The organism is Caldicellulosiruptor changbaiensis, from assembly GCF_003999255.1.
Taxonomy (GTDB): domain Bacteria; phylum Bacillota; class Thermoanaerobacteria; order Caldicellulosiruptorales; family Caldicellulosiruptoraceae; genus Caldicellulosiruptor; species Caldicellulosiruptor changbaiensis.
In genome coordinates, this window is the sequence record NZ_CP034791.1 from 2,311,395 (window position 1) to 2,336,718 (window position 25,324).

A 25,324-nucleotide genomic window follows, 5' to 3' on the forward strand; every position below is an offset into this window, starting at 1 on the left:
AGAATATGTGAAGTTTCTTGCCCAATGGGAATTGAAACTGAAAATGCAGAGAAGTACAAAGGTGAGTGTATATCTTGTATAAAGTGTGTTGAAATCTGCCCGCGTTACAATATGCAGTTGAACTTTGCAAATCAGCCTGTCAACCCAAGATATACGAGCAGCTTAACAGTTGCAGGGCTTTTTGCAGTATTTTCTGCTCTGAGCTTTTTGCCCAGTGCAAAAACGATTGATACAGTAAAATACAATGCAATATCCTCTTTTGCAGTTGAAGATTATCAAACTGATGAAGAAAATGAAAATATTAATTCTTCAGATAATAAACAAGTTGAAACTCAACAAGATTATCAAGCAGAAATTGCCCAAAACAACAGCCAAGAAGGAAATACTTCTCAAAATCAAACATCTGACCAAGCTCAAGAAAATGCCCTGACATCAAAATATCAGCAAAACCAAAGTGCTGCTGAAAGCTATAACAGTACTGAAACTAATCTAAAAAGTGCCAATGTACAGTCTAAAACTTTTGAACAAGCTGCAGAAAATAGTCAAAAAACAAATCTTGAGAAAAGTCAAGGCTCTGTACAAAATTCCACTTATTCTGTGTCATCTTCTAACAGCTCAGATGAATCACAGCAGGAAAACGTGCAAGCAAATTTATCAAATGCAACTGAATTGAACACTCAAAATTCTGAGGTTTCGAATAATACTTCAGAAACTCCCAAAAGTATATCTAAAATATATAAAGATGGTACCTACACAGGCGAGGGGTTTGGCTACAGACCCGGGCTTGTTGTTGAGGTCACAATTAAAGATGACAAGATAACAAAAATTGAAATTGTATCTCATAATGAAACACCAAGCTTTGCCCAGCTGCCATTTGAAATTATTCCTCAGGAGATTATTCAAAATCAGTCTACAAATGTTGACATAGTCTCTGGTGCAACAAGGACATCTTATGGAATAATCATGGCAGTTGAAGATGCTTTAAAGAAGGCAAAGATCGAAAATCCATAAAGTTTGCAAAATTAGCCATAAATGTTTTTTGTATTATAAATTAAAAGCTACCCGCATAGGTTATAGACTCAAAGGGTAGCTTTTTGTTTTTATTTTACATGCCATGGTCTTTTAAAATATTCATATTCTGAAATGGTATCAGCAAATTCTCTGCTTGCAAACTCAAACTTATCAATCCTTTTTACAGGGAAAACTCCTGCAATACTACTTGTTATAAAACACTCATCCATTTTTGAAATGGCTTCTAAACTCAAAAACTCTTTTTTTACTTCATAACTTAACTTCTCTGCTAATAAACACACCTTTTTTCTCATAATTCCGGGCAAAAGCCCGCATGACAAGTGAGGGGTATATAGGGTAAAACCTTTTCTGAAGAATATATTTGCAAACGCAGCTTCGCAGATAAAACCTTGCTGGTTTAAAAATAAGCAGCTGTCAAATCCCTTCTTTTTTGCCCAAATTTCTTCTATAAAATTTATACCCATGTTATATGTTTTGATATAGTTCAAAATATTCTTTGAATCTTTTCTTGACCTTGCAACTATTAAACTCAAGCCCTGGGTAAACAATTCATTTGTATATCTTATCCCTTTTTCTTCAATCATCAAGGTATTTTTGTAATATGTTACCCTAATCGCACCAAATCTTTTGGAAGATGACAGGATAAAATCAAGCACCTTTTTTTCAAAGTCTTCATACCTAATTTTGCAAGGCAGATTTAAAATCCAAAAAGCTCTTTTAAGTCTCATAAAATGATCATATAAAAAGTGAGGTATGCCCTCTTGATAATATATTGTTTCAAATGGCAAAAGTCCAAACTTAAAGCTATCAAAACTATCTGAAAAAAGCAAATTTAAACTTCCCCCATTTCAAATATTTTCTATAAACTCTCTGCAGCCTAATATCTCAAAAAATGGTTTTCCCTTGTACAAAGTCTCTTTGTACTCCTCTTCCTCATCAGAATCCCACACAATTCCGCCACCGACATTAAAATAGCTACTTTCGCCTTCTAAAACCAGAGTTCTTATTGCAATGTTAAAATCCATATTGAAATTATTTGCTATATAACCAATAGAACCAGTGTAAACTCCTCTTGGGTCTTTTTCAAGCTCTTCAATTATCTTTATCGCATTTAATTTTGGTGCACCTGTGATAGACCCACCCGGAAATGTAGCTTTAATTATGTCAGAAAGCATGACCCCAGAGTTTATTTCACCTTTTATTGTTGAAACTAAGTGAAATACACTTGAGTAGCTTTCTACCTCCAAAAGTTTTGGCACCTCAATTGACCGGGGTCTGCAGACTTTTGCAAAATCGTTTCTTTCAAGATCTACAATCATCAAAAGCTCTGATCGGCATTTTGTATCATTAAAAAGTTTTTCTTTTAAAACCTTGTCTTCATCTGCACTTTCCCCTCGCCTGATTGTACCTTTAATAGGCTTTGTTATAATCTCAGAGCCTCTTTTTCTCAAAAAAAGCTCAGGAGATGTTGAAATTATGCTTGCATTTGGGAGTTTTATGTATGCATGGTATGCACCAAAGTTTCTGTTTCGCAAACAAAAGTATAAATAATCAGGGTCAAACTTTCCTTTGAACACAAAACGCTGTGAAAGGTTAACCTGATACACATCGCCTTCATAAATATAATCTTTAATCCTCTTTATACACTTTTTATACTCTTCTTTTTCAAAATTTGGCAAAACAGACAAGACAACCGGCTTTTCAAAATCTTTATACTGTGTACAATCTTTTTGTGCCCAGATAATCTCTTTTACTTTTTCTAAGGCTTTTTTCGAAGAAAGGTTTATATAAATCTCTTTGCTAAGATGGTCAAAGACTATAAAATCCTCATAATATCCAAAAAAGGCTTTATACACACAAGAAAAGTCTCTTTTTCTTTCAACTTTATATAAGTCAACACCAAAGTTGTATGAAAAATACCCTGCAAACCCACCGTTGAAAATAAAATCTGAATCTTTTCTTCTCTTTGAAACTTCTTTTGAAAGCTTTTCTAAATATTCAAAGCTATCATCATGGTCATGGCATATAAAAACCTCTTTTGGTCTTAAAAATAAAAACGAATATCTTCCATAGCTTTTGTTATAGAGATTGCTCTCAAGAAGAACAGAAAAATCCTCTTTTAAATTAAAAAATACACAAAATGGCTCACCAAAATCACTTATAACTTGTATCTTTAACAAATTTTCACCCTCTTAAAAAGTTTTTTATCATCAAAAGACCCTGTTTAGTTGCAATTGACTCTGGATGAAACTGAACACCTTCAATTTTGTAAAACTTATGCCTTATACCCATAACCTCACCGTCTTTTGTCTTTGCAGTGATTACAAGATCTGTATTGTCTATGCTATTTCTTTCCAATATAAGCGAATGATATCTTGTGACATTTAAAGGATTTTTCAATCCTTTAAAAATTCCTTTTCCATCGTGATCTATTGTATCTACAATCCCATGCATAGGTCTTTTTGCCTTTGTAAGCCTTGCACCAAAGTACATCCCTATTGCCTGATGACCCAAACACACCCCAAGAATCTTTTTGCTTTCTTTAAAGTTATCTATTATTTCAAATAGAATTCTGTCATCGTCAGGTCTTCCCGGTCCGGGAGACAAAACTATATATGTAGGGTTTAAGCTATAGATATATCCAATGTCAATCTCATCTCTGTTTTTTACAATTGTTTTTTCACCTAATCTTAGAAAATAATTGTATAGATTATATGTAAACGAGTCAAAGTTGTCAATAATCAACACCATTTTTACCCCACTCTAAGAGTATCATATATGATACTTTATATCAAAAAAGTGCACTCTTGTAAACTTCATTTCAGCTATTGTATTATTAATGCAAGAAGCTTGATATCAAACGTTTTAAAATATTTGTAGTTTTGTGTAAAAATGAGCTATTCACAAATCAAAAAAAAGGATTATAATTTTTCTCACAGAAAGTTTTTGAAGGAGGATAGGAACAGAACATGGCTGCATCAAAGGTGTATTTCACAGACTTTAAAACCAAACCGGGGTATAATATGCTTGACAAGCTTGAAAATCTTGTGAAAAAGGCAGGGATTGAAACAATCGATTTTAAAAACAAGTTTGTTGCTATCAAGGTCCACTTTGGAGAACCAGGAAACCTTGCGTATATAAGACCAAACTATGTCGCAAGGATTGTAAAACTCATCAAAAGCCTTGGTGGAAAACCGTTCGTGACAGATGCGAACACACTTTACACGGGAAGAAGAAGCAATGCTCTGGACCACTTAGAAGCTGCGTATGAAAATGGGTTTAACCCGCTTGTGCTTGGCTGTCATGTTATCATTGCAGATGGGCTCAAAGGAACAGAGTACAGGGAAATTGAGGTAAACCTCAAGCATACACAAAAAGCAAAGATTGGCTCTGCCATTGCAGATGCTGATATTATAATCTCAATGAACCACTTTAAAGGTCATGAGATGACAGGGTTTGGTGGTGCTATCAAAAACATTGGAATGGGTTCAGGCTCGCGCGGCGGAAAGCTTTTTATGCACTCATCCTCAAAGCCGGTTATAAAGACATCAAAATGTGTGGGCTGTGGCATGTGCGTCAAAAGCTGTGCTCAGCTTGCTATAACTTTGAATGAGAAGAAAAAAGCAGTCATTGACTATGAAAAGTGTGTTGGATGTGGTCAGTGCGTTGCTGTTTGTCAGTTTGGCGCAGCAACAGTCAAGTGGGATGAGGCTGCATCAATTGCAAGCGAAAAGATTGCTGAGTATGCATATGCGGTGCTCAAAGACAAGCCTCATTTTCATGTAAACTTTATAATGAACATATCACCTGACTGTGACTGCTGGTCACACAATGATATTCCTATTGCACCAGACATCGGCATAGCTGCGTCATTTGACCCTGTTGCCTTGGATAAGGCATGTGTTGACCTTGTAAATAGCTCTGCATTCACACCAGCTGGGTCTGTGTTTGAAAAGGCAAAACACATTGAGGTTGACGGCAAGATTGACAGGTTCAAGAGCATTCATCCTGACACAGACTGGAGAGTAGCATTAAAACATGCTCAAGAGATTGGACTTGGAAGTTTGGAGTATGAGCTGATCAAAGTTTAAATTGCGCAATAAATTTAGGGGCTGTCCAAAAAATAGGTGGAGAGCCCCTTTCATATAATATTTTCTATTATCTCAAATTTGCTATACATTTATTTTTCAGTAATAGAGAATATATATCAATACTATTCAATGGACTATCCTTACCTGTTTCGAAACAAACGAGATGAATGTAATATTCTTTACCAGTTTGCCAAATACTTACTGCAACGTTTTCAGGAATTTGACCAGGGAAAAACTCTATACGCTTTATGGCATTGTTGCCATAATAAATTCTGTGATTTTCAGCTTCAAAAAGAGGATCCTCATCCAACTTAAACCTTCTAATAGCACTCCATTTCATCCATCCAATAACTGCTAATTTATTAGAAGAAGATGTTGTAAAATATCCAACCTTCCAAAACCCAAATTTGTTTTTAACTAAATAAACAAGAACAATATCATGTTTTTTTGAACTTGTTTTTATGACTTTAATTTCATTCCCATTATCATCAAAACTTCTCGCCAATGTTTGGATATTAGAAGAACTGAATCCTGCTCTCCAAAGCGCAATCGAAAAACTTTCTTTTGTAATAGTAATAAACACAAACACCAAAATCAATATCGCTAATATAACTATATAAAATTTTTTCATTTTATTTTTCCCACCTTTTTAATGAACAAGTATTTTATTATTTTTGTACCTTTATATTGTAATAGTAACATTTAAAATAAAAGAAATCAACAGTTATTTTCCTTTTTTCCATGAATATATTAATATATCATACTACCTTAGTAATTTTAAAAATTTTGTTTCGATATTAATTCTAAATCTCTTGTTTATTATCTTTTTCTTTGGTATCATAATGGTATCATAATACTTATAACAAAGCTGAATTCCTGTGTAAAAAGCACAGGATAGGGGGGACCCACTTTTTCGGGGTGAATCAAGGCATCTTGCCTTGTAGGGCAAATATCCCTTTCTGCCCGAACCCGTCAGCTAACCCCCGAAGCTTTGAAAGGGAGGTATGTTTTTATGAATGTTAAATTTAATCCAAAAACTCACATTCTTGAGATTGAGTATCAGTTCAGGGATGTTGAAGAGCCAAATCTTTTCAGGAACATCTATCCTTACAATGAAGTACCAAGGCTTGTTTTCAACCACAGGATTGTGCCCATGAACGTGCCAGAAAAACTTTATATTACCGACACAACTTTCAGAGACGGCCAGCAATCACGCTCGCCTTACACTGTTGAACAAATCTGTAGAATTTATGACTACTTGCATGAGCTTGATAATGGAAGTGGCGTTATTCTTCACACAGAGTTTTTTGTGTACTCAAAGCAGGACAAGGAAGTAGTTTTAAAGTGTTTAGAAAAAGGCTATGATTTTCCAAAAGTGACTGCTTGGATTCGTGCAAAAAAAGAGGACTTTGAGATTGTAAAGAGCCTTGGTATCAAGGAAACAGGAATTTTGGTTTCATGTTCGGACTATCACATTTTTAAGAAGCTCAAGATGACACGAAGCCAGGCAATGAAACAATACTTAGAGATTGTGTCATCAGCCCTTGAGGCAGGAATTATACCACGCTGCCACTTTGAAGACATCACACGCGCAGACTTTTACGGGTTTGTCCTGCCGTTTATAAATGAGCTTATGAAGCTTTCAAAAGAGGCAAAGATGCCTGTTAAAATCAGAGCTTGTGATACCTTAGGACTTGGCTCACCAATACCGGGGGTGGCTCTTCCAAGAAGCGTGCCTCAAATAATCTATGGGATTGTAAACTATGGTGAGGTGCCATCTGAGTGGCTTGAGTGGCATGGCCATAACGATTTTTACAAGGCAGTCATAAACTCAACAATGGCATGGCTTTATGGTGCCTCAATGGTAAACACATCTCTTTTGGGAATAGGTGAGCGAACCGGCAACACTCCATTAGAGGCAATGGTGATGGAATATATTCAGATAAGAGGGTCGGCAGACGGTATGAATGTTGCTGTGATATCTGAGATTGCTGAGTATTTCAAGAAAGAAATCGGGTATGAGATTCCTCCAATGACGCCTTTTGTTGGCGAGAACTTTAACGCAACACGGGCAGGAATTCATGCAGATGGACTTATGAAGGATGAGGAAATCTACAATATATTTGATACAGGTAAAATCTTGGGAAGACCACCAAAGGTTATTATAGATGCATACTCAGGTGTTGCAGGAATTGTAATCTGGATAAACAGGTATTTTAAAGACAGCGGCATTGACATACAGGTTGATAAAAAAGACCTAAGGGTTCAGAAGGTTAAAGAGTGGGTAGACAGTCAATATGAAAATGGAAGAAATACATCAATAAGTGATGAAGAGTTAAAAGAGGTTGTAAAAGAGGTATTTGGTATATAAAATAAAGCAAGGGGCTGTCCAAAAAGATGAATGGACAGTCCCTTTAATTTTGCTCTTTTGACATAGTGATATATTTTTGATATAATATATCAAAAATGATAACATGAGGTGATAACCCATGGCTCGTAAACATGATAAAATTGTCTTCAAAAATTACAATCCATACCAATATTTAATGCCTATCGACCCAGAAGCTTTTATCCCTCAAAATCATTTGGTCAGAGTAATTGATAAAATCATTGATAAGATAGATATATCAACCATAATGGAAAAGTACAAAGGTGGTGGTACAAGTAGTTATCATCCACTGATGTTATTAAAAGTTTTAATCTATGCTTACATACAAGGTATTTATTCATCGAGAAAAATAGCTCGGGCTTTACGAGAAAACATTACTTTTATGTGGCTTTCAAAATATCAAGCTCCTGATTTCAGAACTATCAATAGATTTAGAAAAGAAATTTTGGGAGAGGCAATTGAAAATATCTTTGCTGAGGTGGTTAAACTTCTTATAGAGTTAGGGTATGTAAACTTCGACTATTATTATCTCGATGGGACAAAAGTTGAAGCTAATGCAAACAAGTATTCTTTTGTTTGGGCTAAAAGTACAAGAACTTTCGAAAAAAAGTTAAGAGAGAAAGTGAAAAACATAATCGAAGAGATTGAAAAAATAAATGAAGAGGAAGATAAAGCATTGGGAGATTTAGATGTAAAGTTAGAAGCTGACTATGATAGCAAGCAGTTAGAAGAAAAGATTGAGCAAATAAATCAAAAACTTGAGGAGGCTGAGTTTAAAAGCAAAAGAAAAGAAAAAAGAGTAAAGAAGCTGGTAAAGGTATTGAAAAATGATTGTGTTTTCAGACTCAAAAAGTATGAGAATTATGAGGCAATTTTAAATGGCAGAAACAGCTTTTCTAAGACAGACAATGATGCCACATTCATGAGGATGAAGGATGACCATATGAAAAATGGGATGCTAAAACCTGGGTATAATGTACAAATCGGCACACAGAACCGATTTGTGATAGGTTTTAGCATCCACCAAAGTCCCACAGACACTGTCTGCCTAAAAGAGCATCTTTAGGTTGTGAAGAAGATGACAGGATTCACACCCAAGAATGTTGTGGCAGATAGTGGCTATGGGTCTGAAGAAAACTACCTTCATCTGAAAAAATGTGGCATTAATAGCTACATTAAGTATAACACATTTGACTTGGAGCAGACAAGGAGGTTTAAGAAAGATATTTTCAATGTAAGGAACTGGGAGTACATAGCTGAAGAAGATGCCTATGTTTGTCCTGCTGGTAAGAAGGCTAAATATTTGTATCCGAAGATAAGTGCAAATGAGAGAGGATTTGTAAGTTATGAGAAGGTATATCAATGTGAAGATATTTGTAATGGCTGTGAATACAGAGAAAAATGTTATAAAGGTAAAAGATGGAAGAAGAGATTTAGTGTAAGACCAAGGTTAGAGAAATTGAAGGAAGAGGTAAGGCAAAGGCTATTGAGTGAAGAAGGCAAAGAAATTTACGAAAAGAGGAAGATAGAAGTTGAGACAGTATTTGGGATAATAAAGAACAATAAAGGATTTAGGAGGTTCCTGCTCAGGGGTATTAAGGGTGTAAAACTTGAGTGGGGTTTGGTTTGTATTGCCTATAACATAGAAAAATTAGCGAAGATAATAATAGAGGGCTGGGGTAAAACTGCCACCCAACCCTTTTTTTGTTTGCTATATAGTTCAATATTGGTATTTAATAGCATCAAATGCCCGATTCTGGTTATTAAAAATTATTGTTTTGGGACAGCCCCTTGTGCTTTGTATAATAAAACCTTTTTGTGCTGGGGGTTGGTTCAAAAATATGCTCATTTTTGTCCATATTTTGTCATGTATCTCTCATGAGCTCTTTTTACCTCATCAAGCGGAATTTCGATAGGCTCGCCCATCATCTTTGCAATAAACACTGTTTTTGCAACATCTTCTACCATAACAGCCGCTTTTACTGCCTCATCAACAGTCCTTCCTATTGTAAATACTCCATGGTTTTGAAGAAGAATTGCCGGACTTTCTCCTATATACTCAACTATTACCTTGCCTATGTCCTCACCACCAATCTGAGCATACGGTCCGCATGGAATCTCACAGCCAAACTCATCAGCAATTGCTGTCAAATATACTTTTATTGGCTGGCCCAGTGCTGCAAACGCTGTTGCATAGTTAGAATGTGTATGGACAACAGCATTTATGTGTGGCATGTGCTTGTATACATAAAGATGAGTAAGAGTGTCTGTTGACGGTTTTAAATTTCCTTCAACAACATTTCCGTCCATATCAACAACAACCATCTTATCAGGTGTCAAATCATCGTACATCACACCTGATGGTTTTATGACAACAAGGTTTGTCTCAGGGTCGCGTGCTGAGACGTTACCAGATGTCCATGTGACAAGACCAAATTTTGGAAGATAAAGATTGTATTTGCAAACAAGCTCTTTCAAACTCTCAAGCATTTTCAAAATCCTCCTTTTGTTGAATTTCTGAAGATTATCTCACATTCAACCTCTTCCTTGACACCTTTTCTATTCTTCTTTATCATGGCAACTGCTGCCTTTGCTGCCATCTCTCCAAGCTTTTCTTTCGGGTGCTCAACTGTTGTGAGCTTTATTTCTGTCAGTGTAGAAAGAAGTGAATTGTCATATCCCGTAACTGATATATCCTGAGGAATTCTAAATCCCATTTCTTTTAGCTTTACACAAAGAGGAAGGGCAATCTTGTCGTTGTAACAAACAGCAGCATCAAATCTTTCTCTTGAGATGATTTCAGCTGCTCTGTTATGAACAAAATTGTACTCCTCACTTGTAAAAAAGATTGCATTAAACTCTGCTTGTGCCTCCTTGCATGCTTTTTCAAACCCACTATACCTTTTTATCCCCTGCAAATCGTCTCCTTTGAAAATGCCCAGAAGCTTTTTGCACCCACTTTTTATAAGACTCTGAGTAAGCTTATAAACTGCCGACTGGTCTTTGGTTATTATGTAGTTTTGTGCTACCTCTTGTAAAATAGTGTTGATGAAAATTACAGGAATCTCTTTTTGTATAAGTTTTCTGTAAAGGTCTTGATTTTTAGAAGGCAAGGCACTTTTTGTTGGCTCTATTATGACAGCGTCTATGTTTGGATTGTTTATTATGCTCTCTAAGTGATATCTTTCAAATTCGTAGCTGTTGTCGGTTGAAAATAGCAAAAGCCCGTACCCTTCATGTGCTATCACCTTTTCAATTCCTCTTATAATCAGGGGAAAGATGTAGTCTGATATAAATGTTGTCAGAACAGCAATGCATTTAGAGCTGTCAGCACTTTTCTTTACAACAAACGTTCCTCTTCCCTTTTGAGACACAAGAAGCCCTTCAAACTCAAGTTCCATTATAGCTCTTCTTACCGTGTGACGAGAAACTTTGAACTTTCTTGCAAGCATATTTTCTGAATAAATCTTCTCGCCCTCTTTGAACTTGCCAGAGTTAATTCCTTCAATAATGAAATCTTTTATAATCTCATATTTGGTTTTGCTCATTTTATCATCATCTTGTCCATACAAGTTTATTTTTATCATACCACTTAAAAAATTTTAAATCAATACCATTATTTAACTCGCAGGCCACCCTTCAAAAGCTCGGAAAGCTTCTTAAAAGGGTAGCCTGTTTTTGAAGGATTAAAAGACCTAAAAGCTTTACATCCTTGAAACTTCTTCTTTTATCTCTTTAAGCCTCTTCATCACATCATTTGCTCCACGGCCAAAGTAGTCGTGAAGAATTCTGTATTCTCTGTAGAGCTTTTTGTAAATCTCATGATTTTTTGGATTTGGCTTGTAAGAATAGTCTTTTAACTTTGCCATCTTCTTTGCAGCCTCAAATATGCTGTCATAACCACCTTTTTCTTTTCCTGCAGCAACTGCACCAAACATTGCAGAACCAAGTGCTGGTGTTTGAGGTGATGCAGACACTTTTATCTCAAGCCCTGTCACATCAGCATAAATCTGCATCAAAAGCTCGTCTTTCTCAGCAATCCCACCACACGCATAAAGCTCTCTTACCTCAATGCCATGCTCATTGAAATTGTCAATTATTATCTTTGTGCCATACGCTGTTGCCTCAATCAGTGCCCTGTACATCTCCTCTGGCTTTGTAGTTAAGGTCATGCCAAGCATCATACCAGTGAGGTCTGCATCAACCAGAATTGACCTGTTACCATTCCACCAGTCAAGCGCCAAAAGACCGCTTTGACCAGGTTTTAATGCTTTTGCTTTTTCTTTTAGAAGCTGATATATATTGAGCCCTTTTTGTTTTGCCTCATCAAAATATGTCGCTGGCACGCAGTTTTCAACAAACCATTCAAAATGGTCACCAACACAGCTCTGACCTGCCTCATACCCATAAAAACCAGGTAAAATTCCATCTTCGACATACCCACAGATACCAGGCACCATCTTCTCTTCGTTCCACAAAAGCATGTGGCATGTAGATGTTCCGATTATCATCAGCATCTTGCCAATATCAGTAATCCCAACAGCAGGAACTGACACATGAGCATCAACATTTGCAACTGCAACAGCTGTCCCAGGATTTAAGCCCATTAGCTTTGCCATCTCCTCTGTGAGCTCTCCAGCTTTCTGACCAATGGGATATATGTCGCGGGATAGCTTTTCATCAACAACATTCTCAAGTCTTGGATGAAGCGCCCTGAAAAACTCTTTTGAAGGATATCCTTCCCTCTTGCTCCAGATAGCTTTATATCCTGCTGTGCATGAGTTTCTCTTCTCAACCCCTGTCATCTTCATTACAATCCAGTCAGCAGCCTCGATAAATCTATCCGCTTCTTCATACACCTCTGGTGCTTCTTCTAAAATCTGCATGATTTTGGGGAATAGCCATTCGGATGAAATCTTTCCCCCATATCTTTGCAAAAACTTCTCTCCTCGCTCTTGTGCTATTCTATTTAGCCTGTTTGCATACTTTTGAGCAGCATGGTGTTTCCACAGCTTAACATAGGCATGAGGATTTGATTTGAACTTTGGAAGCTCACAAAGCGGTGTCCCATCCTTTTTGATAGGAAGCATAGTGCAGGCTGTAAAGTCAATTCCTATTCCAATCACATCGTCTTTGGAAACACCTGCTTTTTTCAAGACATCTGGAACGGTTGTTGCCAAAACCTCTATATAATCCTGTGGATGTTGAAGTGCCCAGTCATGAGGAAGTTTTGTACCATCTGGCAAGCTCTCGTCCATGACTCCATGAGTGTACTCTTTCACACTTGTTGCAACCTCTTCACCTGTCTCCACATTTACAAGCACTGCCCTTCCTGACTGTGTCCCAAAATCAATTCCTATACTAAACTTTGCCATAAAAATCCCCCTTTTCCCCTTTTGCTTGTGCATACATGTTTCTTTAAAAATATAGTAGCATATATGCAAAAAGAACAAAAGAGAAAGGATAAAAAAAGTTGTATATATACAATTTAAGTATGTATTCCACTCAAACCATTTTTACACAAAGTTGATTTATGGGAAAAAGATGGAAGAATTAAAAGAGCGAAAAAACAAAACGAATGGTCACTTTTTTAAAAAGAGTGATATAATTTTATATAGAAAGTGTTAATACTCCGAGAAAGATTTAATCTGGAGGTGAGAAAGAATGAAAAGTTTCAAAAAATTATTTGCCTTATTTACAATTATAAGTTTTATCCTTTTCATTTCAGCGCCCTTTGTACCAGCAGCCCAAACTCAACAATCCTCATCAAATCCTTTAGAAAAAGCTTTTAAAACTGAACTTGCCAAGCTTTTGAATCCTGACCTTCCAATTTCGTGTGACATAACCACTACCTCCAACGGCCAAAAATCAATAGGCTTTGGTGTAAATGTTCTGGTAAATAATACAAGTAGCTACAAAATATCTGCAGATAGGAAAAACAAAAAATTCTTTGTTCAAGCCAAAAAAGGAAATTCAACTTCAACAATTTATGTAAATGGTCAAAAGGTTTATATACTGGATACAAAAGACAATAAATATATAGAAACCAGCATCCCTGCAAGTTTGTGGCTCTCAATTAATATGTTAGACACACCACTTTCTCAAAACCTAAATAAGTTCAATCAAACAGTTTTGAACTATCTCAGTTCACAGACACCTTCTATTGTAAAAGGTGCTTATAGGACAAAAACTTTAGCTTTTGGCAAAAACGTTGACTGCTATGTGCTGACAACAACTTTGCCTGGCAAAGTTATAGAGCCTGCAGCAAAAGATCTTTTGCTTTCAAGTACAAGAACAATCCTCTCCCAGTTTTCGCCAATGATAGATTTATATCTTAAAACATTGACAGATGAAGAAAAGCAAGCTTTAAAATCTTTAAATGTAGACCCTGCTTCAATCAGCGGAACTCAAATTACAAAACAGATTGAAAATACAATTTCTTCATCAGTGAACTTATTAAAATTGGATGACTACAAAGTAAGCTTTTATTTAGACCAAAAGACAAATAAAATTGTAAAGATTATAATTAAAAACATGCCTGCAAACAACAGTGGTGTTTCTTCAAGAATTGAGATAAGTAATATTACAACTGGAAATGATGTAAAGTTTTTGCAAATAAATGAAAGCATGATAAAACGGCAAAATGTCCAACCTGACTTGTCAAGCATCTTAAAACTTTTGGAAGGCTTTGCAACTAAGATTCAGCAATTAAAATAAAGTAAAAATATAAATTCGAAAAAATGAGATTTGCGAAGGAGGCTGTCAAAATGCGGCAGCCTCTTTTATTTTTTTGTATTTCGATAAACTCTCTTTCCAAATTTCTGTAACATTCTTTTAATTATATTCACACAAACTACCCTTATAATCAAATAATGTTGCGTCTTATGGGAGAAAGACTGGCTACAAAAGAAGGTGAAATTTTAAGATGCAAAAGACAAAATATTTCATCGCAGTATTAACAATAGTTGCAATTTCCTTAATATTATTGTTTCCAATTTACGTTTCTGCTCAACGAGAAGAAACCAAAATACCAGTACTGGTTTATCATTATTTTTATAAAGACAAAGAAGAAGCTGTAAAATGCAACCATAGTACAGTCACTTCTGTTGAAAATTTTGAAATTCAAATGGACTATCTTTATAGAAAAAACTTTAAGACATTGACGATGGATGAGCTATATAGATTTTTAAAAGGCGAGTATACACCACCAAAAAATTCTGTAGTAATCACAATGGATGACGGATACAAAAACAATGTTACATTAGCATACCCAATTTTAAAAAGATATGGTTTTAAATCTTGTATCTTTGTAATTGGAAAAACTGTTATAGACAAGTCAAATAGACCTGATGAATTTGAATACCTTAATTTAGAAGACATGGTAAAATACTCTGATGTGTTCGAGTTTGGCTCTCACACATATGATATGCATAAAATCATAAATGGCAAACCTGCACTTTTGCAGTACAGCATGCTTGACATTCTCTTTGATTTTATAAATGGTCAGATGGTAGTTCAATCACCTTATTTTGCATACCCGTTTGGTGGATATAATGAAGTAATAATTGAGATTTTAAAATCCTTTAATTATAAGCTTGCTTTTACAACAAAAAAAGGGTACGTAACATCAAACAGCAGTCCATACGAGCTTCCAAGGTTCACTATTTCAGATAAAATTTCTTTTCAGCAGTTTGTAAGGATTGTAGAAGGAAAGTATTTTGAAGATTATTCAGAAAAAAAACAAAAGAATAATTATAAAAACCGACCTTCAGTTGGTGTTAATGTGAACAGAAGAAAAAGCATCCCTATACTCCGAAGGAGTTAGGGATTTTCATATTTATATAGCTGTTTGCTTTTATATCTCAGATACAAAACTGTCCCTCCTATAGCAAGAAGACCACTTATAAGCTTATTAAAGAGGAAAATTGATATATATGAAGGTGCAACTGCACCTAAAAATCCTAATTGTGGGCCCACAACAGAAGCAGTTGTAATACTCAATGCAGCATTTATAATTCTTGACTTAGAATCCATCTTCTCATAAAGATAAAGTGTGGGAACACAATTTATCAAAAGTATCATCATTCCTTCTATCCCCTGTTGATTTAACGTTAGGTACTTTCTGACAAAACCAGAATATTTTATTAACACATTATAAACAATTGAGAAAAATACATAGCTTCCTGCTATTAAAATTGCCATTTTCAAAGGCAGTTTTATGCTCTCATCTAAAGCAGTTTTGTAAGGTAAAATTGCTCTGCCGGTTAGAATGTGAAAACCTAAAAATATAAGACCAACTAAATTCAAGATGTTCATTGCCTTGCCCAAAATTTTCATCAAATCTATTAAAATAAACCATTCTTTAGCAATTCCAAAAGCTAATATAATCACAATTGCTATAACAAAGAATATTAGTCTGAAAACTTTTAAAACGTCAAGCCTGTAAAAAATAGATGTCAAAAGAATACCTGCGGGAATACATATAATTCCTATAAGGCTGCCTCTAATAAACTCATCCCTGTATTCTTTTTTTAATATTCCAAACGCAACAGGATATGTAAAACCTATACTTGCCCCCAAAGTAGAGCTCAATAAAACACCACCTATCAATTTTGATGTTTCATCTTTTGAAACTTCATTGGAAATATGATACCCACCCATGTCTATAGGTAAAATACATGATATCAGAACTGCCCCATCGCTTTGAAATAGCCTTGCTAAAAACCTTGAAGGACTTATTAATATAAAGCTCAAAAATGGATACAAATAAAGTATTCCCGTCATTGAAAATATTGCCCTTGCCATAATCACAAAGCCTTCTTCGGCTTTTGAAGCAAGTTTGAATTTATCTCCTATGATCTTGTCTAACAATCCCAAGGCAAAAGAAGTAGAAAAAAGGTAGAATAGAATTTTATTAATCAGCATTCTGAGACCTCTTCCTTTTCCTTATCCCATTTTTCACAATATTTTATCACACATTCTATTTACAAAAAACTATTTAATTCTCTATTTCTCATACACCCACACTCTCATTTCTCCTTTTCCTCTATTTCCCCACGCAAAGTATGGAATAAATTTTACCTTTGTAGGTTGATATCTGGTCTCAAAATCAGTTTTATAAAGTTGATCTTCAAAATCGTCTCTCCAAATTTTGTAACCGTGTGCATAAACTACATAAATTCCATTTAGCAATTTTTCATCAAACTGGAGTTCCAAACTGCTATTTCTATCAACAGAAACTAAATGAAGATTATCCCCATTGTCTGCCTCTTCAATGCAAAAAGCAACAGGACCTTTTACTATTGCAACTTTGCCAATATTTTCTCTCACAAGAGGATTTGAATATGCTCTTTTCAGCTGAGTTGGAAGTATAATCTCTATCCTATCATTTGATTTCCAGCCGCGTGTTATTGAAACATAGCCATCTTTTAAGTTAAAACCGGTCAAAAGCTCTCCATTGATTTTGATTTCAAACTTATCACACCAGCTTGGAATTCTCAAATTAAGGGTAAAATACACTTCTCCATCAGCAATTATTTTAAAATTGACCTCATCATTAAATGGATAGCTTGAATTTTGTACGATTTTTACTTTTTGGTTATTAATTGAAAATTCAGCCTCACTGCCAATATACAAGTTTACATATATTTCATTGTTATTGTACAAATAAATATACTTACCAATAGAAGCCAATAGTCTTGCCACATTTGGTGGGCAGCAAGCACAGCCAAACCAAGGTTGACGTTCTGGTTTTACATGGTGTCTGTCAAATCTCTTCTCGCATTCTTTGGGAAATACCTCAAGAGGGTTAACATAAAAATACTTTTTGCCATCTTGTGACATAGCTCCTATTATAGTGTTATAAAGAGCTCTTTCTACAACATCGTAGTACTTGCGGTGTGGTTTTATTCTATTCATCCGATGGGCAAAAAACACAAGCCCTACAGATGCGCAAGTCTCAGCATACGCAGCAGCATTTGGCAAATCGTATTCAAATGTAAATGCCTCGCCATGCGCAGATGAACCAATTGCACCTGTAATGTACATCTTTCTATTTCTTATATCATCAAACAGAACTTCACATACCTCATAGAGCTCTTTATCTTTTGTATAATAAGCAACATCGGCCATGCCAGAATAAAGGTATACTGCTCTGACAGCATGTCCCACAGCTTCTCTTTGCTCTCGAACAGGTTTATGTGCTTGCAAATACTCTCTTCCAAGCTTCTTAAATCCTTGCCAATGCTCTTTTTTGCCTCTTTTTTCCCATTCTATATCGAAGTAGTAAGGTTCTTGTCCTCTCTCATCAATAAAAAACTTTGCAAGTTCAAGGTATTTACTATTGTTTGTTACCTCATATAGCTTTACAAGAGCAAGCTCTATTTCTGGATGTCCATCGTAGCCTCTGATCTTACCCTCTTCTTCCCCAAACACACTATAGATATGGTCTGCAAGCTTGCAAACAATATCTAAAAGCTTAGTCTTTCCAGTTGCTTTAAAGTGAGCAACACCAGCTTCAATCATATGTCCTGCAGTGTAAAGTTCATGGCACTCTTCTAAATTTGTCCATCTTTTGCCCTTTTCTTTGATGGTAAAATATGTATTCAAATACCCATCTTTCCACTGAGCTTTTTCAATTATATCAATGACCTCATCAACCTTTTTCTCCAAATCAGGATTTGGATACTTTTCAAGAATATATGATGTTGCTTCTAACCACTTTGCAACATCACTGTCTTGAAAAACAAATCCCTCAAATTCCCCATCTTCAAGCCCTGCTGCTATCTTGAAATTTTTTATTGCATGGCTCTTGACAGGAATATCAACTAAGTCGTTTAAAATTCCCCACTGATATGGCACAACTACATCGCGAATAAGATCTACATATTTTCCCCAGAAATGGTCTTTGATAGTGACATCTTTTATTTCTGGGGATTTCAAAGAATTTGTAAAAGGATTTTCAGTCATATTTTTCCACCACCTAATCATTTAATTTTATTCTTTATCTTTATTTTCTGACATTACTCTTACTTTTTCAAGTTGAAAAAGTAGTAATTTGGGTGGAGAAATTTGATTTAATAAAAAAATTCATCTTTCAGAACGATTGTGTCAAACTTTAAAGCCTGCCTTTAAAACTCTTCATTCCAAGGCAAAGCTTAACTGAGATTAAAATTTTAAAAAATACTACTCTTTTTTTATCTATAAGTTTTTTTAGAACAATTTTCTCCTTTTAATAATTCAAAAATTGGGTATATATAAATTAGCAAATCAAATCCAACTCCATTCATTTTATGCTATAAAAATTGAAATAAGGAGAGGAGGGACAAAAAATGAAAGATATTGATTATCTAACAACCAAGTACTCTGCTCGTGAGCTTATCCAAAAATGCATTGAGCAAAAATGTAAAGACAAACCTGAAGTTATTGCTAAGACACTTTCTAGTACATTAAAAACCAAGTTTATGGTCAGAGGAATAAACGTAGAAAAAATCCTAAATGAAAACTTAGATTCTTCAGAGTTACGAAACAAAATAGTGTCATTAGCTTTTGAAATGGGTATAAGTATTGAATAAAAAAGGGGGAAAAGATGTATGAGTGGAAATGGTAAAATTGCTTATACTGTTAAAAAAGACATCAAAGAAGCAGTTAATGAAATCTTAGAAGGTCTTGAATTGGAAAATACAAAAGATAAAAGGGGTCTGATTGTATGTTTTGTTTCATATTCCTATAATTTAGACAATTTTGCATCTGAAATGTCTAAAAGCCTTGAAAATAAAAATATAGATTTTATCGGATGCATGTCATGTGGCGAGTTTATCTCTGGTCTTAGTTTAGAAAATTCAATTGTTGCAATAAATCTTTTAACAAATGTTATGGATTATTATATTGAGTTAATTGATACGCCATCGGTTGAAAAAATAGATCAGTTTTTAGCAAATGCAAAAAGTCATTTTGGATTATCACACCAAGAAGACTTTGATATATCTCAATACGTAGGATTGATCTTAAGCGGTGGCACATCTTTAAAAGAAGAAACAATGATGAATATCCTATCAGCTAAAAGCGACTTAATATTTGTAGGTGGCTCTTCAGCAGACAATTTTGAATTTAAATATGCTCCAGTCATATATAATTCTTTAGTCAAGGATAAAGGATTTGTGTTGTGTGTATTAAAACCATATGGCTATCAAATAATAAAAACACAATCAATGAGCATCTTGCCATACTCTTATACCGTAACAAAAGCAGACTTCAATAATAAGGCAATTTTAGAACTTGATTATAAACCAGCAGGACTTGTGTATAAAAATGCACTACGCGACTATTTAAAATCTACATACAATTTAGAAATTAAAGATGAAGATTTTGATAAACTAAAAATAAGGTATCCTCTTGGCATTGTTGTCGAAGGTCAACCATTTGTTAGGTCTGTAAAAGATATATTTGATGACAAAATGACTTTTTATTGTGCTATCGAAGAAGGAAGCCAGGTAAATCTTCTCGAATCCCGTTCAAAAGACATTGTCACTGATACAATCTCAGCTCTGTATGACACTGTCAAAGACGATAAGTACTCAGCATTAATAGCTTTTAATTGTGGGTATAGAAAACTTGAATTGTTAGAAAATTCTCAACTTCCCGAATATGCAGATATATTTTCTTCCATAAATACTATTGGTTTTCATACTTACGGTGAGCAGTATATTACACATATAAATCACACTTTAACAGCACTTTTGTTGAAGTAGCATTCAAAATTTAAAGAGCAAAAAGGGGCTGGAGTCCTAAGCATTAGGACTCCAGCCCTAATCTTTTAAAAAAAAGGATTCTTCTTAACTACTATCTGCTTATCTACTCATCTTTTTCAATCCTTGTATTTCCTATAAGTGGAGTTTAACCTCTTTGGGTTCCTTTGCACCTTGAAGTATCTCTTGATAGACAAAATAAAATAGTTTAATTTCAGTTACTAAGCCATATATACCAAAACTTGACTTTATACTCATAATCTTTCACTTCACTATAAATCTTTTACAATTTATCACTCTTAGTTTTGTGCATATTTTTATTTCCTTTTTTTGGCTCATATTTTAAAAGTCTCAGAGAAATAAACTACTTGAGCTATTTTTTGACAACCTAATTTTTAGTGCATAATCTCTACAACGTGTATATTTTACTATCTATAAAACATCAAAATAACAATTGAATTAAAATTTTTAGGGGAATATAATTTTGTAATCATGTGAAAATTACTTAAATCAACTACTCAGAGGGGGAGTTTTGGCTTGTTTGAAAAACTAAAGAGAATCCTTATAGGAAAGCCTTTGCCAAATGAAGCAGAGAAGACAGAAAAATATGGTGTTTTATGGGGATTGCCAATTCTATCAAGCGATGCTATATCATCTGTTGCTTACGCTGGACAAGAAATTTTGTATGTACTCTTGCCTGCAATAGGATTTCTCGCTTTTAAAGAAATATCTGTTGTAACTTCCGCAATCATAATACTTCTTTTTATTTTAATGCTCTCTTACAGACAAACTATTGAAAACTATCCAAATGGTGGCGGCGCGTTTATCGTCGCAAAAGACAATCTTGGTGTTTTGGCAGGAATTGTGGCGGGAGCAGCTTTGTCTGTTGATTACATCTTGACAGTGGCAGTTTCTATCTCGTCGGGTGTTGACCAGATTGTAACCGCACTTGAATTTTTAAAGCCTTATAAGATTGCTCTATGTCTATTTTTAGTTCTATTTTTGATGATTGGAAATTTACGAGGAATAAGAGAATCATCCAGAATATTTGGTATACCTGCTTATGCTTTTATGTTTTCAATTTTGGCTTTAATTATAGGGGGATATATAAAGCTAAAGATGGGATATGTTCCGCCAGAGCCAAAGATAAACTATTCCTCCCATCCTGTTACTTTAGTTTTGCTTTTGAAGGCATTTGCAAGCGGGTGCACAGCACTGACTGGTATTGAAGCTGTATCAAATGCTGTTCCAAACTTTAAAGACCCGGCAACAAAACATGCTAAAACTGTTTTGCTTTTATTATCTTTGATAATCCTCGTGTTATTTGGCGGAACAACACTTTTGGCAACACACTATCATATAGTTCCTACTGAAGGTGCCATTCTTGTTTTGATGGCGCAAGAAATTTTTGGCAAAAGCTTTATGTATTACATTGTTGCTGCAACAACCTTTATAATCCTTGTTTTTGCTGCAAACACTGCATTTTCGGGTTTCCCAATGCTTGTCGCTGTCATGGCAAAAGAAGAATTTGTTCCAAGGCAGCTCAGCCTTAAAGGTGATAAGCTTAGCTACTCAAATGGAATTATCATCCTTGCTTTGGTATCCGCACTTTTGATTGTAGCATTTAATGGTAACGTCACAGCACTCATTGGACTTTATGCGGTTGGTGTTTTTATATCATTTACACTATCTCAATCAGGTATGTTTGTAAGATGGCTTAAGAACAAAGGTAGTCATTGGCACATAAAAGCATTTATAAACGGATTTGGTGCACTCACAACATTTGTTGTTGTCATTATAATTGCAATAACTAAATTTAAAGAAGGTGCGTGGATTGTTGTTCTTTTAATTCCTCTACTTGTCTTTGCAATGATAAAGGTAAAGCTTCATTATATTGCCGTTGCCGACCAGTTAAGAGTAAAGCCTGAAGATAAAGAACTTTTGGATGTTGAACACAATATATATAGAAACAGGGTTATTGTTCCAATTGAAAGTTTAAACAAGGCAAGCATTCGTGCTTTGAGATTTGCAAAGACAATCTCAGACAATGTAATTGCTTTTAATGTATCAATAAATGAAGAGCAGGCAAAAAAGCTCCAAGAAAGATATAAAATGCTCAACTGCTCCATCCCACTTGTAATAAGGTATTCACCTTATAGAAAAATATTAGAACCGCTTTTAGAGTATATAAAGTCAGAAGAGTACAACTATCAAAAGGGGGACATGATAACAGTCATCATACCCAAATTTACTGTACAGCGCTGGTGGCAAAAGATTTTGCACAATCATACGTGGCTGTTTATAGAAAAAGAGCTTTTAAAACACAAGCACATTGTTGTATCTGTCATGCCGCTGCAGCTGAAAGATGATGATGTGGTTTTGAAGAAAAAGAACAAACCTTTGTGGAAGATATTAGAGGAAGACTAAGTAATAAAAAAAGGACATAGCCATCTGCTTTGCGCAAGCTGGCTATGTCTTTTTATTGTTTTTTGTCATGCTGTAGTCTTGTTTAAAATGAAATTGTTTTTTGTGAAATCAATTAAGTTTTATGGTATAATTAAATTAAAAATCAAGATAATTAAAAATTTTTCGACAACGAAGTTTTAATATAAAAAAGGAAGGATAGGAAGTAAAATAATGACACAAAAAGTTCCACACAACCAGTATGACTTAACTTTTAAAAGAGTTTTACAATTTAAGGATGTATTTTTAAATTTTTTAAAAGATCATTTAGACAGGGACTGGGTAGATAAAATAGATCCAGAGAGTTTGGAGTTTGTAGACAGGAGCTTTATTAAAGACGAGTTCTTAGAAAAGGAAGCAGATGTCATTTATAAGGCAAAATTAGAGGAAACAGATATCTATTTTTATGTTTTGATCGAGGCTCAATCAACAGTAGATGAAAGTATGCCAATAAGACTATTTGAATATATGAATTTAATATGGAAAAGGCATATGGAAGAAAATAAGGAGGAACTTTTACCCCCGATAATTCCTATTGTGCTTTATAATGGTAAAAAGAACTGGAGTGTTCCTCGACATATAATAAGAGGGTATGATATATTTAAGGATGATATATTCAACTACTGGTTAGTAGACGTAAATAAACTTGATGAAGAAAAACTCAAAGGCCGGTTAGACCTTTTGAGCAGTATACTGTATTTAGAAAAGTCGAAGCGATATGCAGAAGAATTTGTGAAAAAGCTGAATGAAGTATCTGAATACATAAGGGGGCTACCTCAGGAGCAGCTTAAGGTATTTTGTTCATGGCTGTTGAGAATTGTACGACCTCAGGTAATAGATCAAATGAAAAATATGATTGATGATCTTTTAAAAAAAAATAGAAGAAGAGGGGGTGGATGATGTGGGTGATTTTATATTCAATGTTCAACAACTGATTCAAGAATACTATAAACAAGCTGAAGAAAAAGGAAAAGAAAAAGGATATGAGGAAGGAATCGAAGAAGGAATAAAGCAGGGAATTGAAAAAGGTTCAAAAGAAACTCTTATGAACATAGTGAAAAATATGATACTTGCAGGAGCAGATGATAATTTTATAGCTAAGGTAACAGGATTAGAAATTGAACAAATAAAAAAAGTAAGGAGTAATCTCATGAATTGAGGATAACTTTTTGTTACTGTGTTCTAATATCATATCGAGCAAACAATGATGTTTTTTTATTCTTCATTAATAGACTTTAGAATAAAAGGAGCTATTCAGATTTGTTGCCGAATAGCTCCTTTTGTATTTTTTGGATTCGATTTATAATTATTGTAAACATTTATTTAATTTATTTATACGCCTTTCTCATAATTCCTACTGTCTCTTCAAAAGAAAGCTTATACGGGTCAACCTCAAAAAGTCCGCCCATTGTTTTTACTGCGTTGTCAGCAAGCTTTTCAATTTCATCCTCTTTAATTCCATAGTCAGACATCTTCAAATTCCCAACACCGCACTCTTCCTGAAGCTTTTTCATTGCCTTGACAAATGCAAATGGTCTTTCATCCTCTGGCAAGCCGTCAACATCAATGCCCATTGCTCTTGCAAGCTGGATATACCTTTGAGGCACTTTTGATGCAAAGAATGTATGGTATGCTTCAGATAGCATTATAAGTCCTGCACCATGTGGCAAATCTGGATAAAATGCAGAGAGAGCATGTTCCATTGAATGCTCTGATGTACAGCTTGATAACGATTCAACAAACCCTGCCAATGTGTTTGCAAGTGCAACATATGTTCTTGCCTCTATATTTGTCCCATCTTTTACGCAAAGCGGCAAGTACTTTGCTATAAGCCCAACGCTTTTGAGTGCAAACATATCACTTACTGGTGTTGCAATCTTTGCAATATACCCTTCAACCGCATGGAAGAAAGCGTCAAACCCTTGGTATGCAGTAAGGTGCGGTGGCACACTTAACATAAGCTCTGGGTCAACCACAGAAAGCGTCGGAAATGTGTACTGATTGCCATAGCCTATTTTTTCGTTTGTTTCTTCATTTGTTATAACAGTCCAAGGGTCAGCCTCTGTTCCAGTTCCAGCTGTTGTTGTTATTGCCACAATAGGAAGTGCACCGTTTGTCGGTACTTTTCCTTTGCCTGTCCCACCGACAATATAGTCCCAGTAATCACCCTCGTGTTTTGCCATAAGAGCAATGCTTTTTGCAGAGTCGATGCTGCTTCCACCACCAAGACCAATCACAAAATCACAGCCTTCTTCTTTTGCTAATCTTGCCCCTTCCATAACATGTTTTTTGATAGGATTTGGCAAAATCTTGTCAAATACAACATAGTCTATTCCTTTTTCTTTTAAGATAGAAATTAACCTGTCCAAGTATCCATACTTTTTCATAGAGGTACCTGCTGATATGACAATCAAAGCCTTTTTGCCAGGCAAATTCTCGTCTCTGAGCCTGTTTAAACTTCCTGGACCAAAGAGAATTTTTGTCGGCATAAAGTAGTTAAACACTAAATTTTCCATGGTTTTTATCCCTCCAAAATATAATTTCAAAACTCAGAGCCAAAATTCCTTTTAAGTTTAGTATAATATTCTTGTCAACGTTTACAA

18 protein-coding genes, 2 pseudogenes and 1 riboswitch are annotated in these 25,324 nt (G+C 34.9%); of the genes and pseudogenes, 10 read left to right on the forward strand and 10 right to left on the reverse strand.

Annotated features, from left to right (window positions below):
• Window positions 1–24: 24 nt before the first annotated feature.
• A complete protein-coding gene (locus ELD05_RS14550) occupies window positions 25–1,011 on the forward strand; it encodes an FMN-binding protein (protein ID WP_127352493.1) in 987 nt (328 codons plus the stop codon).
• Window positions 1,012–1,100: 89 nt separating this feature from the next.
• Here the strand turns inward: ELD05_RS14550 and ELD05_RS11240 are convergent, their stop codons facing one another.
• Genes ELD05_RS11240 through ELD05_RS11250 form a run of 3 tightly spaced genes read right to left on the reverse strand, consistent with a single transcriptional unit; the run spans window position 1,101 to window position 3,783 of the window.
• Window positions 1,101–1,862, reverse strand: coding sequence for an aminotransferase class IV (locus tag ELD05_RS11240; protein WP_127352494.1), 762 nt, complete (start codon window positions 1,860–1,862; stop codon window positions 1,101–1,103).
• An 18-nt stretch (window positions 1,863–1,880) separates the two neighbouring features.
• The gene (gene pabB, locus ELD05_RS11245) at window positions 1,881–3,203 is read right to left on the reverse strand and encodes an aminodeoxychorismate synthase component I (protein WP_408609376.1); all 1,323 of its coding nucleotides are present in this window, start codon (window positions 3,201–3,203) and stop codon (window positions 1,881–1,883) included.
• A 13-nt stretch (window positions 3,204–3,216) separates the two neighbouring features.
• On the reverse strand, window positions 3,217–3,783 hold the full coding sequence (locus ELD05_RS11250; protein ID WP_045166295.1) for an anthranilate synthase component II: 567 nt from the start codon (window positions 3,781–3,783) through the stop codon (window positions 3,217–3,219).
• 218 nt (window positions 3,784–4,001) lie between these two features.
• Here ELD05_RS11250 and ELD05_RS11255 point away from each other — a divergent pair, with 218 nt between their 5' ends.
• Window positions 4,002–5,123 carry a DUF362 domain-containing protein gene (locus tag ELD05_RS11255; protein ID WP_127352496.1) on the forward strand — a complete coding sequence of 374 codons (1,122 nt, stop codon included), beginning with the start codon at window positions 4,002–4,004 and terminating at the stop codon, window positions 5,121–5,123.
• Between the two features lie 67 nt (window positions 5,124–5,190).
• Here ELD05_RS11255 and ELD05_RS11260 read toward each other — a convergent pair whose 3' ends face one another.
• A complete protein-coding gene (locus tag ELD05_RS11260; protein ID WP_127352497.1) occupies window positions 5,191–5,754 on the reverse strand; it encodes a hypothetical protein in 564 nt (187 codons plus the stop codon).
• Window positions 5,755–5,979: 225 nt separating this feature from the next.
• A riboswitch (cyclic di-AMP (ydaO/yuaA leader) is annotated at window positions 5,980–6,130 on the forward strand.
• A gap of 5 nt (window positions 6,131–6,135) precedes the next feature.
• Between ELD05_RS11260 and ELD05_RS11265 the strand changes: the two genes are divergently transcribed.
• Window positions 6,136–7,494, forward strand: coding sequence for a beta/alpha barrel domain-containing protein (locus ELD05_RS11265; protein WP_127352498.1), 1,359 nt, complete (start codon window positions 6,136–6,138; stop codon window positions 7,492–7,494).
• Window positions 7,495–7,612: 118 nt separating this feature from the next.
• A pseudogene (locus ELD05_RS11270) lies at window positions 7,613–9,394 on the forward strand (IS1182 family transposase).
• Here ELD05_RS11270 and ELD05_RS11275 read toward each other — a convergent pair.
• The 3 genes from ELD05_RS11275 to ELD05_RS11285 all read right to left on the reverse strand — a co-directional run bounded on the left by ELD05_RS11275 (window position 9,358) and on the right by ELD05_RS11285 (window position 12,887).
• Window positions 9,358–10,002 (reverse strand): L-ribulose-5-phosphate 4-epimerase, encoded by a 645-nt coding sequence (locus ELD05_RS11275; protein ID WP_127352499.1) that lies wholly within the window; start codon window positions 10,000–10,002, stop codon window positions 9,358–9,360. The pseudogene ELD05_RS11270 and the gene ELD05_RS11275 overlap by 37 nt on opposite strands.
• 2 nt (window positions 10,003–10,004) lie before the next feature.
• Window positions 10,005–11,099: a GntR family transcriptional regulator gene (locus tag ELD05_RS11280; RefSeq protein WP_127352500.1), complete on the reverse strand. Its 1,095-nt coding sequence runs from the start codon at window positions 11,097–11,099 to the stop codon at window positions 10,005–10,007.
• Window positions 11,100–11,216: 117 nt separating this feature from the next.
• Window positions 11,217–12,887: a ribulokinase gene (locus ELD05_RS11285; protein WP_127352501.1), complete on the reverse strand. Its 1,671-nt coding sequence runs from the start codon at window positions 12,885–12,887 to the stop codon at window positions 11,217–11,219.
• 289 nt (window positions 12,888–13,176) lie between these two features.
• On the opposite strand from ELD05_RS11285, the gene ELD05_RS11290 reads away from it, so the two are divergent.
• Together ELD05_RS11290 and ELD05_RS11295 are read left to right on the forward strand one after the other, a co-directional pair.
• Window positions 13,177–14,229, forward strand: a complete 1,053-nt coding sequence (locus ELD05_RS11290) for a DUF2092 domain-containing protein (protein WP_127352502.1) — start codon at window positions 13,177–13,179, stop codon at window positions 14,227–14,229.
• A gap of 208 nt (window positions 14,230–14,437) precedes the next feature.
• Window positions 14,438–15,337 (forward strand): polysaccharide deacetylase family protein, encoded by a 900-nt coding sequence (locus tag ELD05_RS11295; RefSeq protein ID WP_127352503.1) that lies wholly within the window; start codon window positions 14,438–14,440, stop codon window positions 15,335–15,337.
• Here ELD05_RS11295 and eutH read toward each other — a convergent pair.
• The gene (gene eutH / locus ELD05_RS11300; RefSeq protein WP_127352504.1) at window positions 15,334–16,437 is read right to left on the reverse strand and encodes an ethanolamine utilization protein EutH; all 1,104 of its coding nucleotides are present in this window, start codon (window positions 16,435–16,437) and stop codon (window positions 15,334–15,336) included. The genes ELD05_RS11295 and eutH overlap by 4 nt on opposite strands.
• An 81-nt stretch (window positions 16,438–16,518) precedes the next feature.
• The gene (locus ELD05_RS11305; protein ID WP_127352505.1) at window positions 16,519–18,480 is read right to left on the reverse strand and encodes a glycoside hydrolase family 127 protein; all 1,962 of its coding nucleotides are present in this window, start codon (window positions 18,478–18,480) and stop codon (window positions 16,519–16,521) included.
• Between the two features lie 362 nt (window positions 18,481–18,842).
• On the opposite strand from ELD05_RS11305, the gene ELD05_RS11310 reads away from it, so the two are divergent.
• From ELD05_RS11310 to ELD05_RS11325, 4 genes and pseudogenes are all read left to right on the forward strand, one after another.
• Window positions 18,843–19,085: a hypothetical protein gene (locus ELD05_RS11310; protein ID WP_127352506.1), complete on the forward strand. Its 243-nt coding sequence runs from the start codon at window positions 18,843–18,845 to the stop codon at window positions 19,083–19,085.
• 18 nt (window positions 19,086–19,103) lie between these two features.
• Window positions 19,104–20,261, forward strand: coding sequence for an FIST signal transduction protein (locus ELD05_RS11315; RefSeq protein WP_127352507.1), 1,158 nt, complete (start codon window positions 19,104–19,106; stop codon window positions 20,259–20,261).
• Between the two features lie 534 nt (window positions 20,262–20,795).
• Complete coding sequence (locus ELD05_RS11320) at window positions 20,796–22,685, forward strand: APC family permease (protein ID WP_127352508.1); 1,890 nt, start codon at window positions 20,796–20,798, stop codon at window positions 22,683–22,685.
• A 210-nt stretch (window positions 22,686–22,895) separates the two neighbouring features.
• Window positions 22,896–23,880: pseudogene (locus ELD05_RS11325) on the forward strand (Rpn family recombination-promoting nuclease/putative transposase).
• A 169-nt stretch (window positions 23,881–24,049) separates the two neighbouring features.
• On the opposite strand, the gene ELD05_RS11330 reads toward ELD05_RS11325, so the two are convergent.
• Entirely contained in the window at window positions 24,050–25,237 is a 1,188-nt protein-coding gene (locus tag ELD05_RS11330) for an iron-containing alcohol dehydrogenase (protein ID WP_127352509.1), read from the reverse strand.
• Window positions 25,238–25,324 lie beyond the last annotated feature (87 nt).

Coding starts and splice junctions, on each gene's coding strand:
- ELD05_RS14550 (WP_127352493.1), top strand. CDS start 25: ATGGGAATTGAAACTGAAAATGCAGAGAAGTACAAAGGTGAGTGTATA.
- ELD05_RS11250 (WP_045166295.1), bottom strand. CDS start 3,783: ATGGTGTTGATTATTGACAACTTTGACTCGTTTACATATAATCTATAC.
- ELD05_RS11255 (WP_127352496.1), top strand. CDS start 4,002: ATGGCTGCATCAAAGGTGTATTTCACAGACTTTAAAACCAAACCGGGG.
- ELD05_RS11260 (WP_127352497.1), bottom strand. CDS start 5,754: ATGAAAAAATTTTATATAGTTATATTAGCGATATTGATTTTGGTGTTT.
- ELD05_RS11265 (WP_127352498.1), top strand. CDS start 6,136: ATGAATGTTAAATTTAATCCAAAAACTCACATTCTTGAGATTGAGTAT.
- ELD05_RS11275 (WP_127352499.1), bottom strand. CDS start 10,002: ATGCTTGAGAGTTTGAAAGAGCTTGTTTGCAAATACAATCTTTATCTT.
- ELD05_RS11280 (WP_127352500.1), bottom strand. CDS start 11,099: ATGATAAAAATAAACTTGTATGGACAAGATGATGATAAAATGAGCAAA.
- ELD05_RS11285 (WP_127352501.1), bottom strand. CDS start 12,887: ATGGCAAAGTTTAGTATAGGAATTGATTTTGGGACACAGTCAGGAAGG.
- ELD05_RS11290 (WP_127352502.1), top strand. CDS start 13,177: ATGAAAAGTTTCAAAAAATTATTTGCCTTATTTACAATTATAAGTTTT.
- ELD05_RS11295 (WP_127352503.1), top strand. CDS start 14,438: ATGCAAAAGACAAAATATTTCATCGCAGTATTAACAATAGTTGCAATT.
- eutH (WP_127352504.1), bottom strand. CDS start 16,437: ATGCTGATTAATAAAATTCTATTCTACCTTTTTTCTACTTCTTTTGCC.
- ELD05_RS11305 (WP_127352505.1), bottom strand. CDS start 18,480: ATGACTGAAAATCCTTTTACAAATTCTTTGAAATCCCCAGAAATAAAA.
- ELD05_RS11310 (WP_127352506.1), top strand. CDS start 18,843: ATGAAAGATATTGATTATCTAACAACCAAGTACTCTGCTCGTGAGCTT.
- ELD05_RS11315 (WP_127352507.1), top strand. CDS start 19,104: ATGAGTGGAAATGGTAAAATTGCTTATACTGTTAAAAAAGACATCAAA.
- ELD05_RS11330 (WP_127352509.1), bottom strand. CDS start 25,237: ATGGAAAATTTAGTGTTTAACTACTTTATGCCGACAAAAATTCTCTTT.